This is a genomic window from Massilia sp. IC2-477, from assembly GCF_020707265.1.
Taxonomy (GTDB): Bacteria; Pseudomonadota; Gammaproteobacteria; order Burkholderiales; family Burkholderiaceae_D; genus Telluria.
Genome location: NZ_JAJFEQ010000001.1, coordinates 390926 through 406578, shown reverse-complemented (window position 1 = coordinate 406578; position 15653 = coordinate 390926). Strand labels below are relative to the sequence as shown.

Annotated in this window: 10 protein-coding genes and 2 pseudogenes; 9 read left to right on the top strand and 3 right to left on the bottom strand. The window is 61.0% G+C overall.

The annotated features are described in order from the left end of the window. Nucleotide 1 precedes the first annotated feature (1 nt). Nucleotides 2-1483, top strand: coding sequence for an efflux transporter outer membrane subunit (locus LK542_RS01820; RefSeq protein WP_227810571.1), 1482 nt, complete (start codon nucleotides 2-4; stop codon nucleotides 1481-1483). 39 nt (nucleotides 1484-1522) lie between these two features. Here LK542_RS01820 and LK542_RS01815 read toward each other — a convergent pair whose 3' ends face one another. Continuing rightward, nucleotides 1523-2716, bottom strand: a complete 1194-nt coding sequence (locus LK542_RS01815) for an MFS transporter (protein ID WP_227810570.1) — start codon at nucleotides 2714-2716, stop codon at nucleotides 1523-1525. 178 nt (nucleotides 2717-2894) lie between these two features. Between LK542_RS01815 and LK542_RS24870 the strand changes: the two are divergent. From LK542_RS24870 to LK542_RS01800, 4 genes and pseudogenes are all read left to right on the top strand, one after another. Continuing rightward, nucleotides 2895-3071 (top strand): annotated as a pseudogene (locus tag LK542_RS24870) (LysR family transcriptional regulator); the annotation flags it as partial. 39 nt (nucleotides 3072-3110) lie between these two features. Beyond that, a complete protein-coding gene (locus LK542_RS01810) occupies nucleotides 3111-3818 on the top strand; it encodes a substrate binding domain-containing protein (protein WP_307728893.1) in 708 nt (235 codons plus the stop codon). Between the two features lie 110 nt (nucleotides 3819-3928). Then, nucleotides 3929-4072: pseudogene (locus LK542_RS24920) on the top strand (PAS domain-containing protein); the annotation flags it as partial. A 249-nt stretch (nucleotides 4073-4321) separates the two neighbouring features. Further along, entirely contained in the window at nucleotides 4322-6388 is a 2067-nt protein-coding gene (locus LK542_RS01800; protein WP_227810804.1) for a bifunctional diguanylate cyclase/phosphodiesterase, read from the top strand. A gap of 148 nt (nucleotides 6389-6536) precedes the next feature. Here LK542_RS01800 and LK542_RS01795 read toward each other — a convergent pair whose 3' ends face one another. Further along, nucleotides 6537-7388: an SDR family oxidoreductase gene (locus tag LK542_RS01795; RefSeq protein WP_227810568.1), complete on the bottom strand. Its 852-nt coding sequence runs from the start codon at nucleotides 7386-7388 to the stop codon at nucleotides 6537-6539. A 120-nt stretch (nucleotides 7389-7508) separates the two neighbouring features. Here LK542_RS01795 and LK542_RS01790 point away from each other — a divergent pair, with 120 nt between their 5' ends. The 3 genes from LK542_RS01790 to LK542_RS01780 all read left to right on the top strand — a co-directional run bounded on the left by LK542_RS01790 (nucleotide 7509) and on the right by LK542_RS01780 (nucleotide 12432). Beyond that, a complete protein-coding gene (locus tag LK542_RS01790; protein WP_227810567.1) occupies nucleotides 7509-8438 on the top strand; it encodes a LysR family transcriptional regulator in 930 nt (309 codons plus the stop codon). A 455-nt stretch (nucleotides 8439-8893) separates the two neighbouring features. Beyond that, on the top strand, nucleotides 8894-11287 hold the full coding sequence (locus LK542_RS01785) for a TonB-dependent receptor (RefSeq protein WP_227810566.1): 2394 nt from the start codon (nucleotides 8894-8896) through the stop codon (nucleotides 11285-11287). Next, nucleotides 11287-12432 (top strand): glycerophosphodiester phosphodiesterase family protein, encoded by a 1146-nt coding sequence (locus LK542_RS01780; RefSeq protein ID WP_227810565.1) that lies wholly within the window; start codon nucleotides 11287-11289, stop codon nucleotides 12430-12432. Before LK542_RS01785 ends, LK542_RS01780 begins: the two co-directional genes overlap by 1 nt. Nucleotides 12433-12449: 17 nt before the next feature. On the opposite strand, the gene LK542_RS01775 is transcribed toward LK542_RS01780, so the two are convergent. Beyond that, nucleotides 12450-13169, bottom strand: coding sequence for a PEP-CTERM sorting domain-containing protein (locus tag LK542_RS01775; RefSeq protein WP_227810564.1), 720 nt, complete (start codon nucleotides 13167-13169; stop codon nucleotides 12450-12452). 215 nt (nucleotides 13170-13384) lie between these two features. On the opposite strand from LK542_RS01775, the gene LK542_RS01770 reads away from it, so the two are divergent. Beyond that, nucleotides 13385-15556, top strand: a complete 2172-nt coding sequence (locus LK542_RS01770; protein ID WP_227810563.1) for a glycosyltransferase family 41 protein — start codon at nucleotides 13385-13387, stop codon at nucleotides 15554-15556. The last annotated feature ends 97 nt before the right edge of the window (nucleotides 15557-15653 follow it).

Genomic DNA, 15653 nt, shown 5'->3' with positions numbered 1-15653 from the left:
CATGAAGACAAAGCGCTTGGCATGGCTGCCGCTGTCCGTGTCGGTTCTGGCAACGGGGTGCGCCGCCCCAACGTTTGAACAGCCCTCGATTGACGTGCCGCCACAATACCGTGAAGCTCAGCTTCCAGTTCAAACCGAATGGCCAGGCATAGAAGGCACACGCTGGAAGCCTGCAGCACCGGCAGCGCCGCAGGCTGCAGGTCAATGGTGGCTTGCATTCAACGATGCCATACTAACGGCACTGATCAAGGAAGCTACCGACAACAACCCGGTTCTGACCGTTGCTGCCGCCCGAGTCGTTCAAGCTCGCTCGATCGCAGTCGCGGTAGAGGCAGACGAGATACCGCAGATCGCAATCGGCGTGGGAACCGAGCGTAGTAGACAAGACCGCTCCCTTGGTCAACTGTCAAACTCGTCTCTCACTCAACAAACTATCAATTCCGCCGGATTCAGAGCGAGCTATGAAGTCGACCTGTTCGGGCGTGTTTCTGCCGGCACGCTTGCGGCAAAGGGGGATGCGGAAAGCGCGGCAGCAACTTTCCGTGCCGTTCTCCTCACATTGCAATCGGATGTCGCAATGGCGTACTTCCGTTTGCGTACGATAGACTGCGAGCTTGAGACTGTCGCGCAGACGGTGCGATTGAGGGAGGAAAGCGTAGCAGTGACCCAGCGGCGATTCGATCTGGGTGACATTGGAGAATTTGATCTATCACGAGCAAAAACCGAACTAGCAACCGCGCGCGCTGATGCCATAGGTCTACAACGCCAGCGAGCCCTCACAGAGCATGCGCTTGCCGTGCTCTTGGGTAAGGCACCTGCCCGCTATTCGGCAAAACCCAGTCCGCTAGTAGATACTGGTGACTTACCCAGCATTCCTGCCGGTCTTCCTTCTTCCCTACTCGAGCGTCGCCCGGACATAGTAGCTGCACAGCGGGCCATGGAAGCGGCAAATGCCCGCATTGGTATGGCACGTTCAGCGGTTTTTCCCGCATTGACCATCAATGCCACTGCAGGCGGAGCCGCAGGCACCTTTAGCGACGTTTTCAAGTGGAGTAGCCGCGCCTGGGTTGTCGGCGCTTTGCTCTCCGCGCCGCTCGTTGACGGCGGACGCAACCAGGCCAATATCCGTCGCGCCGAAGGGGCGTTGGCCGAGTCGGTTGCAAACTACCGTCAGTCGGTCCTGATTGCGTTTTCAGAAGTTGAAGACCAGCTTGCGAGCCTGCGGATCCTGGCCGGGCAAGCCCAAGAGTTAGAAGCAGCGCTGGTATCCGCACGCCGATCTGCCGACCTGGCACAAAAGCTTTATGACGCGGGCCGCTCAAGTTACTTTGAGCTCCTGGACGTACAACGCAACCTTGCAACCGTCGAGCGTACTGCGGTACAGCTCCGCGGCAGCCGTGCAGTGGCTACCGTATCGCTTGTGAAAGCTCTTGGAGGGGGCTGGGAAGTTCTTCCTGCTGGCCAGAATATCGCTGCACGTTGATTCTGGCCATGAGGAGATACTTTTGGACTGTTCGCGGACTTAGCGCCGCCCGAGTATGCCGACCAGCGCGGCAGCAGCTAGCGTACAAACAGCACCCATCCACATGGCTCCGAGCAGTCCAAGATCATCGACAACAAGACCTCCAACAAGTGCACCGGCGCCGATCGATGCCTGCGCACTCGATACGAATACGGCGGAGACGCTTTCCAACTGTTCGGGCGCTGCACTGAAGAGCCAGCTCTGAATTGCAATCGGCAACATGCCGAATGCGACGCCCCAGACCAGGAGCAGGCCGATGACAGGAGCGATGCTCGTGCCCGCAGCTGGCAGCAGAAGGATCGAAGCGCCCATCATGATGGCAGTGGCGATCAGGGTTGCTTTGACACTGCGTGCCGAAGCCCAGCCGGCAAGAAGATTGCCGACGAAGCTCGCGGCGCCATAAGCAAAAAGGATCGGGCTGACCGCGCTTGCGGGAATTGCCGCATGCTCGAGCAAATAGGGGGTGACGTAAGTGTATGAGCCGAACTGCCCGATGAAGATCAGCAGGATCGCAATCAGACCCACCTGTACTTTTCGAAGTCGCAGCACCTGGAGCACGCCACGAAGGTTTGACGCTTCGGCCGGACGAAGCGAGGGCAAAGCCATCACCAATACAGCAACCACCAGCAGCGACACGACGCTTGCAGCGGCAAATGCCATCCGCCAGCCGAGCAGGTCTCCGACTAGTGTCCCAACTGGCACCCCTGCTACGGTACCGATTGAAACGCCTGAGAAGATGATCGACGTGGCCTTGGACGCATCTGCTCCTGGACGCAAGCGAGGCCCCAATGAGCCGCCGATGGTCCAGAATCCCCCGATGGCGATCCCCAGAAGCACACGACCAAAGACAATCATTCCAAAGCTCGATGCAAGGGCTACGAGCACGTTGGATAAGGCGAGCAGCCCAAGAAGGGCCCACATGACATGGCGCCGATCGAGCGTTCCGGCAAATGCAAGGGTCAATGGTGCGACTAGCGCCGCAGCGATTCCCGGCATCGTCACCATGAGGCCTGCTACTCCCGACGTAACGTCGAATTCCCTTGCGATTTGGGGAAGCAGGCCGACTGGCAGGAACTCGCTCGTCACGAGGGCGAATGCGCCGATTCCAATGGAGGCAACCGCGGTCCACGATCCCGTCGGTGCTCTCCCTGACGATTCCGGCGCCGCGGTGAGGTTTGGGGAGGCCGGATTCATTGCCGGTCTCCTGAAGGGCTATCGGCTGCGCCTCGAATCGGGAGGCACACCGCTTGCACGATCTTTTTCATGGGAACTCCTTGGGTTCATAATGACAGCCTGGAGTATTCCTTTGTTCAGATAACAGCGGTACTGGAAGGCCTTTATAATCAGTTACAAGCAAACCTTTAAAGCGAATATGGAGACGCTGTCAAATCTGGAGTGCTTTGTACGTAGCGCAGAATCTGCGAGCTTTTCGGCGGCAGCACGCCGTCTCGCACTGACGCCGGCCGCGGTCAGTCGCAATGTCGCGCAACTCGAACGCAATCTGGGGGTGCGTCTATTCCAGCGAAGTACCCGCGGGCTTACCTTGACTGAGGCAGGAGAACGTTTCCTGAACGCTGTCACAAGCGGCTTGGACAGCATCCAGGGAGCGATCGCGGAGGTCACCGCCAAAGCCGGTCAGCCGGCGGGAATACTGAAGCTGAATGCAGCCCACCGTTTTGGATGCGATTTTCTGCTTCCGATGATGCCGGCCTTTCTCGAACGCTATCCGGCCGTTCAGCCTGACTGGCATTTCGACAATCGCCAGGTCGACCTCATCCGTGATGGTTTTGATGCCGCCGTCGGCGGTGGCTTCGAGCTGCCGCCGGGTGTCGTTGCTCGTGAACTGGCGCGGGTGCATGTTGTTGCGGTAGCTACGCCGCAATTTATGCAAGGCCGGACGATGCCGATGCGGCCCAGTGACCTCGCCGAATATGATGGAGTGGTCATGCGATCAGTGTTTAGCGGACGGGTAATCCATCGGACGTTCAGAAACCGTGCTGGAGATGCGCAGCAGTGCGAGCAGAACGCTCGTATCACTGTTAACGACCCAGATGGTCTGGTTAGAAGCGTACTTATGCATATGGGCATCGGCTTGATGGCCATGCCACATGTCGTGCGCTTTCTCGAGAGCGGAGAATTGATCCGGGTTCTCCCTGACTGGTACGAGGACGCGGGAGCAATCTCTCTGTATTTTACGAGCCAGAAGCTCATGCCAGCTAAAACCCGGGCCTTCGTGGACTTTGTAATCGATCAGTTCAGGGAACAAAAGCTTGCGCAGCGGTTTCTCGCGACTTAGTTCCGCAGCGTCACCTCTTACCTGGTGAAACTGCTGGACGATTGCGATCTCTTCTACCATAGTATTGACACTACAAGCAAGCGGCGCTTACCCGAGAAATAGAGGACGTCATGGAACACTCCTGCGTCAGCATCAAGCACTCCCCATATCACGCGGCATTTCACAACGCCCCAGTTCCAATGCTGCTGTGTGATCCCGACACACTTCGTTTACTCGAGGTGAATGACTGCGCTGCACATGCATACGGCTACTGTCCCGGGACCTTGGACAAGCTTGACATGTTGTCCCTCTATGCGCCGAAAGATTGGGAACGTGTCAGACACGCTGTTGCCAGTGCAATCCGGGACGGTGAAGCTAGACTCGACGACGTACAGCCAGTCCGACGTGACGGTCACACAGTCCATGGACAAACGCGGTGCCACCGGGCCGATCGCGATGATGCTGGTCCGGCGGTACTCTTCACAGTCTATGATGATCCGTCGGAAAGCCAAGCGAAGGCTCGCTTGGCCCACCTGACTGACATCCTGGTCGTGTCGCAGGAGATCACGGGGCTGGGCTGCACTATCGTGAATCTCGAAGACGGCCAGGTCAGCTGGTCGGTCCAGCAGTACCGTAATTTTGGAGTGCTTGCCAACGCGGTCGAGCCGACCCTCGAAGCCCTGATCGAACGCGTGCATCCCGGAGACAGGCAAAGGCTGCGAGATGCTATCGACCAGTGCATCTTGCTTGGACAATGCTTTGCCCTTGACCTCAGGGTCCAATGGCTCGACGAAACTTGGCATATTCTGCGTACGTGTGGACGCCGGGTCGCTGGGGAATCGTTCGAGCGTACCTGGTTCGCTTGCGCCACCGTGGACGTCACCGAACAGCGCCACCTGCATGATCAATTGCTCCTGGCCCGGTGCGACCTCGAGCATGCACAGGAGATCGCTCACCTTGGGACCTGGGCAATCGACCTGGAAAGTGGACTGGTCCAGACGACGTCCGCGGAGACCTACCGGATATTCCGGATGCAACCGGGATCGGAGCCTGCCCGCATCGACGATCTGAACCGGCGTATCCATCCCAACGACCTCGGCCGGGTGCTGGCTACCCGGTCAAACGTTGTGAAGCATCCCGCTGAGCGCTATGACTGCGAGTATCGACTACTACATGAGGACGGAGAGATCCGTTACGTGCATTCGATGGCCGACGTAGTCACCGACAGCAGTGGCCAGCCTTCGCGGATGATCGGCATGATCCAGGATGTTACCGAGATCCGGCGTGCCCGCGAAGAGATCCACCGGCTGGCATTTTTCGATGACACGACCGGCCTGCCCAACCGGGTAGCCATGCACCACCGCTTGCTGGAATTGTTCAGCGAAGCCGAGGAATTGCCAATCGCCGTCGTCACGATCGAACTGTCCCAGTTCCGCGAGATAAATTTCACCCTTGGACATGTCAATGGTGATGACCTGCTGCGAAACGTCGCGCAGCGTCTTGGACAACTTCTCGGTGGGAGGGCCCATCTTTCGCGTAGTGGCAATGCACAGTTCACTGCTGTTTTGCATGGGGAGCTGGCTGACGGCGCAGCCAGGATCTGCGAGCAGGTGGCCATCGCCTTCGAGACCACGTTCAAGATCGGCGGTATCGACTACGACGTCAATGCGCACGTCGGTACCGCAATCGCTCCCCTGCACGCAAAGGATGCTGTCGACATGGTACGCAAAGCCGATGTCGCGGTGTTCCAGGCGCGTCGGCGCGGGCAGCGCTGCATGGTCTACTCAGCCAACGACGATCCGTACGACCCTGAGCGACTCGCTTTGCTCGGGCAGTTTCGCCAGGCCATCGTTGATGGACAGATCGAATTGTATTGCCAGCCCAAGGTGTCCATGATCACTGGGACCTTGCTTGGCGTCGAGGCCTTGGTAAGATGGAACCATCCAGAACGCGGAATGGTTCCACCTTCCGATTTCGTGCCGCTCATCGAATCGAGTGAACTCATTCACGCGTTGACAAAGCACATGTTGCAGGAATCGGTTCGCCAAGCCCACGAGTGGCATAGCGAGGGTTTGGACATCCCCATCGCGGTCAACCTTTCGACACGCAACCTGAACGGCCGCTCGATTGCCAGTGATCTGCAGGCAATGCTCGAGCGCTGCGGCGGAACACCCGACTGGATTGGGCTGGAGATTACTGAAAGCAGCCTGATACTCGACCTGGAAGCGTCTATTGCGGAACTGAATACCTTGAGCAGCATCGGTTTTCAGCTCTACATCGACGATTTCGGAACCGGATACTCTTCCTTGAACTATCTGACCAGACTGCCAGTCAACGTCATCAAGATCGATCACGGGTTTACTGCGAACATGCTTACGGATCCGCGGGCGGCAACCATCGTGAAAGCGACCATCGACATGGCGCACGAGCTGGGGCTGTCGGTGGTGGCCGAGGGAACGGCCAACCAGGACATCTGGAATGCGCTTGTGGAATACGGCTGCGACGTAGCCCAGGGCTTTTATGTTGCTCCGCCCTTTCCTGCGCGGGAGCTGAGCCATTGGGTCCGCAGCAAACAGTTCAGCGTTTTTTGAACGCAGCGAAGGGAGGTCGTCCGCATTCCACGACAGTCTTTGAAAGCATACGGGTCCTGCGCCAGCCATCGTGATCGACTCAGGCTGACGCGACTCACCGTGATTGTTGGCGCAAGCTCCAGGACTTGGCAGTCCTTGATTCGGCTACCTATGCCAGGCTTGCATCGACCATGGTCGCCAGTGGCGTCGTGGGATGCCCCGTCAATTTGCTCAGGTCCTTGCTGTCATCGAACAGGCCACCCTTGGATGCTCCGGTCTCAGACTCTGCAATAAGCGTTGCCAGGAATGCCGGCAAACCCGCTTTTACCAGCACAGCCTGGAATTCGTCTTCGGGCAGATTTTGGTAGCGCACTGGCAGCCTGGACTGCCGCGCGACTTCGGAAGCGAACTCGGCAAGCGTAAAGGAATGGTCGCCTCCAAGTTCGTATGTTTTCCCGGCGTGCCCGTCATTGGTAAGGACGACCGTGGCTGCCCTGGCGTAGTCCGCGCGTGAGGCCGAGGATACCTTTCCGTTACCCGCACAGCCATACATGACACCGTGTTCCAGGACAGCTGACAGGCTTCCCAGATAGTTTTCGGTGTACCACCCGTTGCGCAGCAAGACGTGCGGCAGGCCCGACTCCTTGAGCATCACTTCGGTTTCCCTATGCTCTGCTGCCAGGGGAAGCGGAGACGTATCCGCGTGCAGCAAGCTGGTATACGCGACGAGTTGAACGCCGCTGCGCTTGGCGGCTTCGATGACGGCCTTGTGCTGCGGACCGCGTCGACCAACATCGCTCGATGAGATGAACAGCAGCTTGCTCAGGCCGGCGAAAGCGGCATCGAGCGACTGCGGTTCGTTATAGTCTCCAAAACGGACTTGGACACCCTTCCCCGCCAAGTCAGCGGCCTTCTCCGGACTGCGTACGACAGCCACGATCTGCGCTGCAGGAATTTGGGCCAGCAATTGTTCTATGACGAGGCGCCCAAGATGGCCGTTTGCGCCAGTAATACCAATCATGTGTTCTCCTTCAGGTCAAGATGGGCAAATGTGCCAGCATCGTTGATGACTGTACCGGTCGTCCGGAGTCGCCACTAGATGGTAAAGTCTGGAAACATTGTGCAGATTATTGGACAGTCCATGGACCTTGATGCGATCACTGTTTTCGTGAAAGTTGTCGAAGCGCACAGCTTCTCCGGCGCTGCCAGGTTATTGAAGATGCCGAAGACGACCGTAAGCGCGAAAATCGCAGCCCTTGAGAAGAGGCTTGGCGTGAGCCTCCTGCATAGAACAACACGTCAACTCCACCTTACCGAGGCCGGCAGACACTATTACGTCCACTGCGCCAAAGCGGTGCAAGAGCTCGAGCTCGGAGAATCCGCGCTCCTCGCTGCCCGCGGGAGACCTGCCGGCCCGCTTCGGATTACTGCTCCCATCGATATAGGTCATACCCTACTGCCCAAAATCGCCCGGGCCTACCTAGAGAAGAATCCGGGCACTAGCATCGAGATGATCCTCTCGAACCGCGTGTCCGACCTGGTGGCAGAAGGTATAGATCTTGCAATCCGTGTCGGAAAGCTTGCCGATTCTTCGCTTGTCGGCCGGCGCTTTTTCGATTTGTCGATGCGGCTGTGGACTTCGGCATCCTATCGAGATGCAACAGGCATCCTGGAACATCCCGAACAACTGATGAAACACCGTTTTGTCGCCTACACGGGTATGGCGCCTGTGATGCTGACTGACGGCTCAACCGATGTTGAAGTCGCCCCGCGACCTCGTGTAACAGCAGACGACTTCGAAGCCATCCGTTCCATGCTGGTGCTGGGTGAAGGAATCGGATTGCTACCCGATTTTCTGGCGATGGATCCAGCGTATGCGGGAGCGTTGGTACCGGTCCTGCCTCGCTGGAAGTTTCGGACCGATAGTGCATTTTCGTTCATCTACCATAGCCGCAAGTACACCTCTCCCAACGTCCAGGCGTTCATACATACCGCGATGGAACTGCTAAGCGACATAGACGTATCGCCTGCGGAAAACGCTCTACGACGAAACGCCAGCACAGCGGTCTAGCCACTTTGCTGCGAGCACCAAGTCAACGCGCAGCCAGTCGCGTCCATTCCCGAATCGTCTGCCTTGCACCCTGGCCCCCATCGTCGATCCTGTCTCTCCACGTACGTCCGCCTACTGCTACAAAGTTGCTACAGCCGCGCCATCCCCACTCTGCGAACTACGTTTCCTCGGTCCAGTCCATCACCGGGGCTACAGATAGCCGCCTCTGGTTTTTCAACGAGTTTTGATCGGTGTTTTCGGTCATGTGGATCCGACGCGTCGAGTGATACCCGACAGCATCCATGGTAGTAGATCGGGCGGATTATACGCGTCCCGGATCGTCCCGATCGGCAGGTCATGCATCCCGAATAAGAATGCGCGAGTCATCGACCGGTCACGCAATCGTCACGGCTTGGTCATTTACCAAGCTTACGCTTCGCTCCACCTCAACCACCCTACCTTGCCGAATGATCACCATGAAATCGTCCCATGCTGCCAACGCCCTGCGTCACTCCTCGATTGCGCTGGCGTCCGGCATCCTGTGCGCCTCGCTGGCGCATGCCGCTCCCACCGAGGACCTGCCCACCGCCGAGAATGAAGCGCTGGCGCTGCAGGAACTTCCCGCGCCAGGTGCGGTGAACACAGTGGCGGTCTCGACCCGCAAGACGCGTTCCTCGGTCGCGATGTCGGGCGCCGACATGCAGAAAGTCATCCCCGGCGTGAACCCCTTGAAGGCACTGCAAGCCCTGCCGGGCGTCAGCTTCCAGACCGCCGACCCCTGGGGCAACAACGAGCAGAACCTGTCGCTCTTCGTGCACGGTTTCAACGGCCAGCAGCTCGGCTACACGATGGACGGTGTGCCCCTGGGAGACCAGCAGTACGGCAACTATAACGGGCTGGCGCCGCAGCGCGCCCTCACCAGCGAGAACGTGAAGGGTGTGGTGCTGTCGACCGGCGCAGGCGACCTCGGCACGCCTTCCACCAGCAACCTGGGCGGGACGATCGAAACCTACTCCCGGGATCCTTCGGGACAACGCAATGTCAATGTGCAGCAGACCGTCGGCAGCCACAAGGCCAGCCGCAGCTTCGTGCGCTTCGACTCGGGCGACCTTGGCGGCGGCAACAGCTTCTTCCTGTCGGGGCTGCACCACGAAGCCAAGGCATGGGACTTCAACGGCCGCCAGAGCAACGACCAGGTCAACGCCAAGTTCGTGCATGCGGGCGATGCCGGCAAGCTGACCATCTTTGCCGACTGGTCGGACAAGATCGAACCGAACGAAGACTCGACCTTGCACCAGGGCAGCCTGACAGCGCCCTATACCCGGCCTTTCCTCTACCCCGACTTTGCCGCCGCCCTCGCCTACCTCGGCAGCAACGGCGCACCGCCGGCAGAGGTAGGAGCGAATTTCCGGAACTACTACAGCGCCGCGCACCGGACCGACAAGCTGGCCTATGTGAAATACGAAGCCGAGCTGACCGACAGGCTGAGCTGGACAAACCAGTACTACTACCACCGCAACAGCGGTTTCGGCGTGGTGGCCGGTCCGATCAACCAGGCCGGCCTACCCGCCCTGTTCCGGGTCTACTATCCGAACCAGGACCTGAAGACGGTGTTCGGCAACTCGGGGTATGCGACCCGCACCACCGAATACCAGATCAACCGCCAGGGCATCACCTCGATTCTGCGCTGGGACGCTGGCGCGCACCGCGTCCAGGCCGGGATCTGGTTCGAACACAACAATTCGGGCGCCTACCGCCGCTGGTACGCACTGGATGTGAACAATCCCAGCACGCCCTATCAGCGCCCGAGCAAGCCACTGATCACCCAGTATGGCAGCGACATCGACAACAAGGTCGTCCAGCTGCACCTGCAGGACGAATGGAAGCTGCGACCCGATCTCACCGTGCAGGGCGGGTTCAAGTCGAGCCTGCAGTTCGCGGAAGGCCTGTTCCCGGTCCAGCAACTGCCGGCGGCGATCGGCAATGGTTCGCAAGGACTTCCCGAGGGCAGGATCACGACCAAGGAATGGTTCCTGCCGCAACTGGGGGCTCGCTGGGACTTGTCCGGCAGCACGCAAGCCTTCGCCAACATCCAGAAGAACATGCGCCAGTTCGTGACCTATGGCGGTGGCGGCAATTCGCCATGGAGCCTTTCCTCGCAGCCCGCGTTCGACTACTTCAAAGCGACCGCCAGGCCGGAAACCGCGCTGACCTACGAAATTGGCCTGCGCGACTCGCGCAGCCTCGATCTTGGTCCCCTCAGTGCCTTCGACGGCCAGGTGACCCTGTATCACGTAAATTTCCGCGACCGCCAGCTGGCGATCAGTTCGAATCCGATCATCACGTCCTTTGCCGGCGGCACAACCATCCTGTCCAACGTGGGCGGCGTGAAGACCGATGGTGTGGACCTCGGCGGCACCCTGCATTTCGGGCGCGCCTTCTCGTTCTACGACGCCATCTCGTACAACCGTTCCCGCTACCAGGACAGCTACCTGTCGGGCACCACGCCCGTCCCGACCGCGGGCAAGACGGTGCCGAACACACCGGAGTGGATGAACAAGTTCGTTGCCAGCTACAAGCCGGGTGCCGGTCTCGAGATCCAGCTGCAGGGCGACTACGTCGGCAAGCGCTTTGCCACGTACACCAACGACCTGCAGGTCGGCAGTTATTTCCTTCTCGGGCTGAATGTCTCGGGCGAGATCCCGTTCCCGACGGGCATCCTGAAAAACATGCGCTGGAGCGTCAACGTGACCAACCTGGCCGACCGCAAGGGCGTACTGCAGCCGAACGTGGGCCAGGCCAGCGGCAGCTATGCGACCTATCCGATTCCCCCACGCATGGGCTTCCTCACCCTGAAAGCGGATATCTGATGCCCATTGTCCTGCCTGCCGGCACCGGCCGCCGCAGCCTGATCCAGGGCCTGGGGGCGGGCCTGGCCCTGGCGGCCTTGCCTGCCTTCGCGCAAGTGCCGCCGCCAGCCCCCCAACGCAAGGCCGGCGTGGCGCCGGGCGTTTATGCCCACCGTGGCGCCAGTGCGCTGTTCCCGGAGCACACACTGGCGGCGTATGCCCGCGCGATCCAGGACGGGGCCGACTTCGTCGAGCCGGACCTGGTGTGCACACGCGACGGGATACTCGTCGCGCGCCATGAATACGCCATCACCGATACCACCGACGTTGCCCGTCGCGCCGAATTCGCCGGCCGCAAGACGCGCAGGCAGATCGACGGCGAGACCCATGAAGGCTGGTTCGTCTGCGATTTCACACTGGCGGAACTCAAGACCTTGCGCGCCGTGGAGCGCTTGCCGGCCATGCGCGGCACCCGCCATGATGGCCAGTTCCAGATCGTGAGCCTGGAAGAGCTGATCGATTTCGTGGCGGCCGAAGCGGCCGCGCGCGGGCGCGTGATCGGCCTGATTCCCGAGCTGAAGCATTCCAGCTGGTCCGCCGGCGCCGGCCTGGCGCTGGAAGACAGACTGGTGGCCACCCTGAACGCGCATGCCTACACACGGCGCGCCCCGGTGACCGTACAGTCCTTCGAAACGGCCAACCTGAAACAGCTGCGAAAACACCTGGGCCGTTCCACCCACGTCCGCCTTGCCCAGCTGGTCGTCGCCGGCGGCCGCGCCGACACCATGCGCCCCGCCGACGTGGCGCTGTCGGGCGGTACGCTGACTTACGGAGAGATGGTTTCCCGCCGTGGCCTGCGCGACGTGGCGGCATACGCGGACATCGTAGCGCCTATCCACCGGGCCGTGATTCCGCTCGGGCAAGACGAGCGCCTCGGCGCACCGGCGACACTGGTTAGGGACGCCCATGACGCCGGCTTGCAGGTTGTGGCGTGGACCTTTCGCCCTGAAAACGCCTTCCTGGCAGCCGATTTTCGCAACCAGGACGGCCCCAATGCGCGTAACGAAGCGGGCTCGGTGGCGGAGATCCGGCGTTATCTCGAGACTGGCATCGACGGATTGTTTTCCGACGACAGCGCAGTAGCGCTCACGGCTATTCGCGGCTGAGCCCGCGAATAGCGGGCTCAGCCCTTGGACCTGCGGCGCAGTGCGCCCATGCCGGCCAGGCCCAGCGCGAGCAGGCCCAGGCTGGCCGGTTCCGGCACCTCGGCCGCGGTGTCGAAGCGCAGGTTGTCGAGGATCAGGTGGCCGAACTGGTCGTCACCCGCGTGTTCCGCGAAGCGGATCTCGTCGAACAGCGCGCCCTCGATGCGCAGGATGCCGGCGCGGCTGACCAGGGTGTTGCCGAACTGGCGGCCGTCGATCGTGGCCAGGCCACCCATCACCAGCCCATCGTAGGACAGCGTCGGCATCGAGAAGCTGGTCACCAGGCTGCCCTTCAGGTACAGGTCGAGGGTGGCGATGCGCAGGTTATCGGCCAGGAAAGCGTCGAAGGCCAGGGTGGAGACCGTGCGGTCGAAGCGCAGGTGGAACGCGTCGTCGACGCTGTTGGTCTGGCAAGCGGGTCCGAACGTACCCAGGCTATTGCCGCGCATACTGTAGTGGTTCCAGCTGTCGTACCCGCAGCCGTTGGCGCGGATCGACCCGGAGAAGTGCAGGCCCTGCCCCGCGAACTGCTCGGTGACGAGGGTATCGACGGCCAGCTGGCCCACATTGTCGAAGCTGACCGTGTTGCCGTACACGTGATTGTCGGTGGTGCGCCAGCCTGCGCTCGGCAAGGCCTGGGCCTGGCTTGCGCAGAACAGGACACACAGGGCGGCGGCGCTACGAGAGAACAGTTTCATGGCATTTCCGTTAATCGATCCAAATAAATGATCAGAAGCAATTTTTATGCCAATAATGCAAGTGTTTGATACTTGAGGAGTTTCCTGGCGCCGTTCAGGAGGCTTGTAAAGTTTCCCGACAAAATTTTTTCGGGTTGGACGCAACAATCCCAAACCATTGCGCAGCGGGGCGATTTACAATCGCGGGTACTTTCCGCACAGAAATCTCGACTGTCATGAATCTCCACGTCCAACCGGCCACCCCGGATCCGCTCGACCAGCACCGCCGCGCCGTGCGCCGCAACCCGCGCGACGCCAATGCCCACGCCTTGCTCGGCCTGGGGCTGCTCCGGGCGCGCCAGCTCGAACAGGGTGTCGTTAGCCTGCGCCGCGCCCTCGAACTGAACCAGAAAGTGCGCGGGCTGCAGGGTGTGCTGGCAGCCGCCCTGTTCGAACTCGGACGTTTCGAAGAAGCGGTGGCCGCCTACCGCGCCGCCCTGCGTTTCGAGAACGGCATCGACCTGCAGCAGGGCCTGGCCGATGCGCTGCTGCGCCTGGGCCGCGCGTCCGAGGCGGAAGCGCCAGCGCGGCGCGCGGCCGGACTGGCTCCCGATAATGTGTCCGTACTGCTCAGCCTGGGCAATACCCTGCACAAACTGGAACATACCGAAGAAGCGGCCACGGTGTTCGCCCGGATCGTCCAGCTCGACCCTACGCTGGTGGACGCGCGCTACGACCTCGGGCTCCTGCTGGTCATCCTGGGGCGCCACGCCGACGCTTCAGCCTGCTTCCGTACCGTGCTCGAGATGCAGCCGACACACGCCGGCGCCCTGCTCCAGCTGGGGCGCAGCTGCCGCACGCAGAAATTGCACAAGGAGGCCGTTGCCTGCCTGACGCGCCTGCTGGAACTGTCTCCGGACAACACCGAGATCCTCGTCGAACTGGGCGGCGCGATGCGCCAGTCCGGCGACCTGGCCGGCGCAGCAAGCCAGATGCGGCGTGCGCTGGAATTGACGCCCGACGATACCCAGGCCATGTACGGCCTGCTGGGCGCCTGCTTCAGCATGGGCGAATGGGAGCTGGCGCTGCAGCTGGCGCGCCAGGCCCTCGAGCGGGCCCCGTCGGCGGCGGCCCACAGCGTGATGCTGTTCATCCTGAGCCACTGCTGCATGGACGCCGAGGAGCTGACCCGCGAACACCTGGCTTTTGCAGAGCGCTGGGAGGCGCCGCTGCGCGCGCTGCGCCAGCCGCACCCGAACGGCCGCGACCCGCGGCGGCGCCTGCGCGTCGGTATCGTCTCGGGCGACCTGTATGACCACGCGGTGACCAATTTCATCGCCCCCGTGTTCGAAGCGTTCAAGGACAGCGAGAGCGTGGCCCTGTACGCCTACTATAACAATACGATCGAGGATGTGATGTCGGCCCAGCTGCGCGAATGCGCGGCCGGCTGGCGCCAGATCGCGCGAATGGACGACGAAGCGGCAGAACGCCTGATCCGCGAAGACGAGATCGACATCCTGGTCGACCTGGCCGGTCACTCGGCGCTCAACCGCCTGACCCTGTTCGCGCGCAAGCCGGCGCCGATCCAGTGCACCTGGATCGGCTATGCCGGGACCACGGGCCTGGAAGCGATGGACTATGTGCTCTGCGACCAGTTCGCGACTCCCATAGACCGCTTCGAGAGCCAGTTCAGTGAAAAGATCGTGTGCCTGCCGCTGGGTGCGCCTTTCACTTCCGCCACCCATGCGCCGCCGGTCAACCCGCTGCCAGCCCTGAGCAATGGTTACATCACCTTCGGCAGCTTCCACCGCCTGAACAAGTTGAACCGGGACGTGGTGAGACTATGGTCGCGGCTGCTGCACGCGGTACCAAACGCCAAAATGCTGTTAGGCGGCATGCAAAACGGCACCGACGAGGTCGTGACAGCGTGGTTTGCAGAACAGGGCATTCCGCGCGAACGTCTGATACTGCGCCCTCGCACCCACGTCTACGGCTTCCTGGAACAGCACCACGAGGTCGACATCTGCCTCTGCCCCTTCCCCTATAGTGGTTCGACCACCATCGGCCATGCGCTCTACATGGGCGTGCCGACCCTGGCCACCGTCGGGGAGACCAGCGCCAGCCATGCATCCGTGTCCCTGCTGGCACACCTCGGCCTGGGTGATTTCATTGCCAGCAACGAAGAGGCCTATATCGCCTTGGGCGTGTTCCTGTCGCAGAATTTCAGCGCCCTTGCTGCCATGCGCGCCACCATGCGCGACCGCTTCGGCAAGTCATTGCTGGGCTACCCCGGCATCGTGGCGGCCAGCGTCGACCATGCCTGGCGCATGATGTGGGAACGCTGGTGCGCCGGAGAATCGGCGGCGGCGCTCAGGGTGCGGCTGTCCGACCTCACGTTTGCCGCCTGAGCGCGGATGGCCCGTCCTTGCGAAGGTCGGGCCATCGTCAACCGGTGAAAACGAAATTTAAAAAAATTTCCGTGTGGAACTTAATGAAGCCACGAAG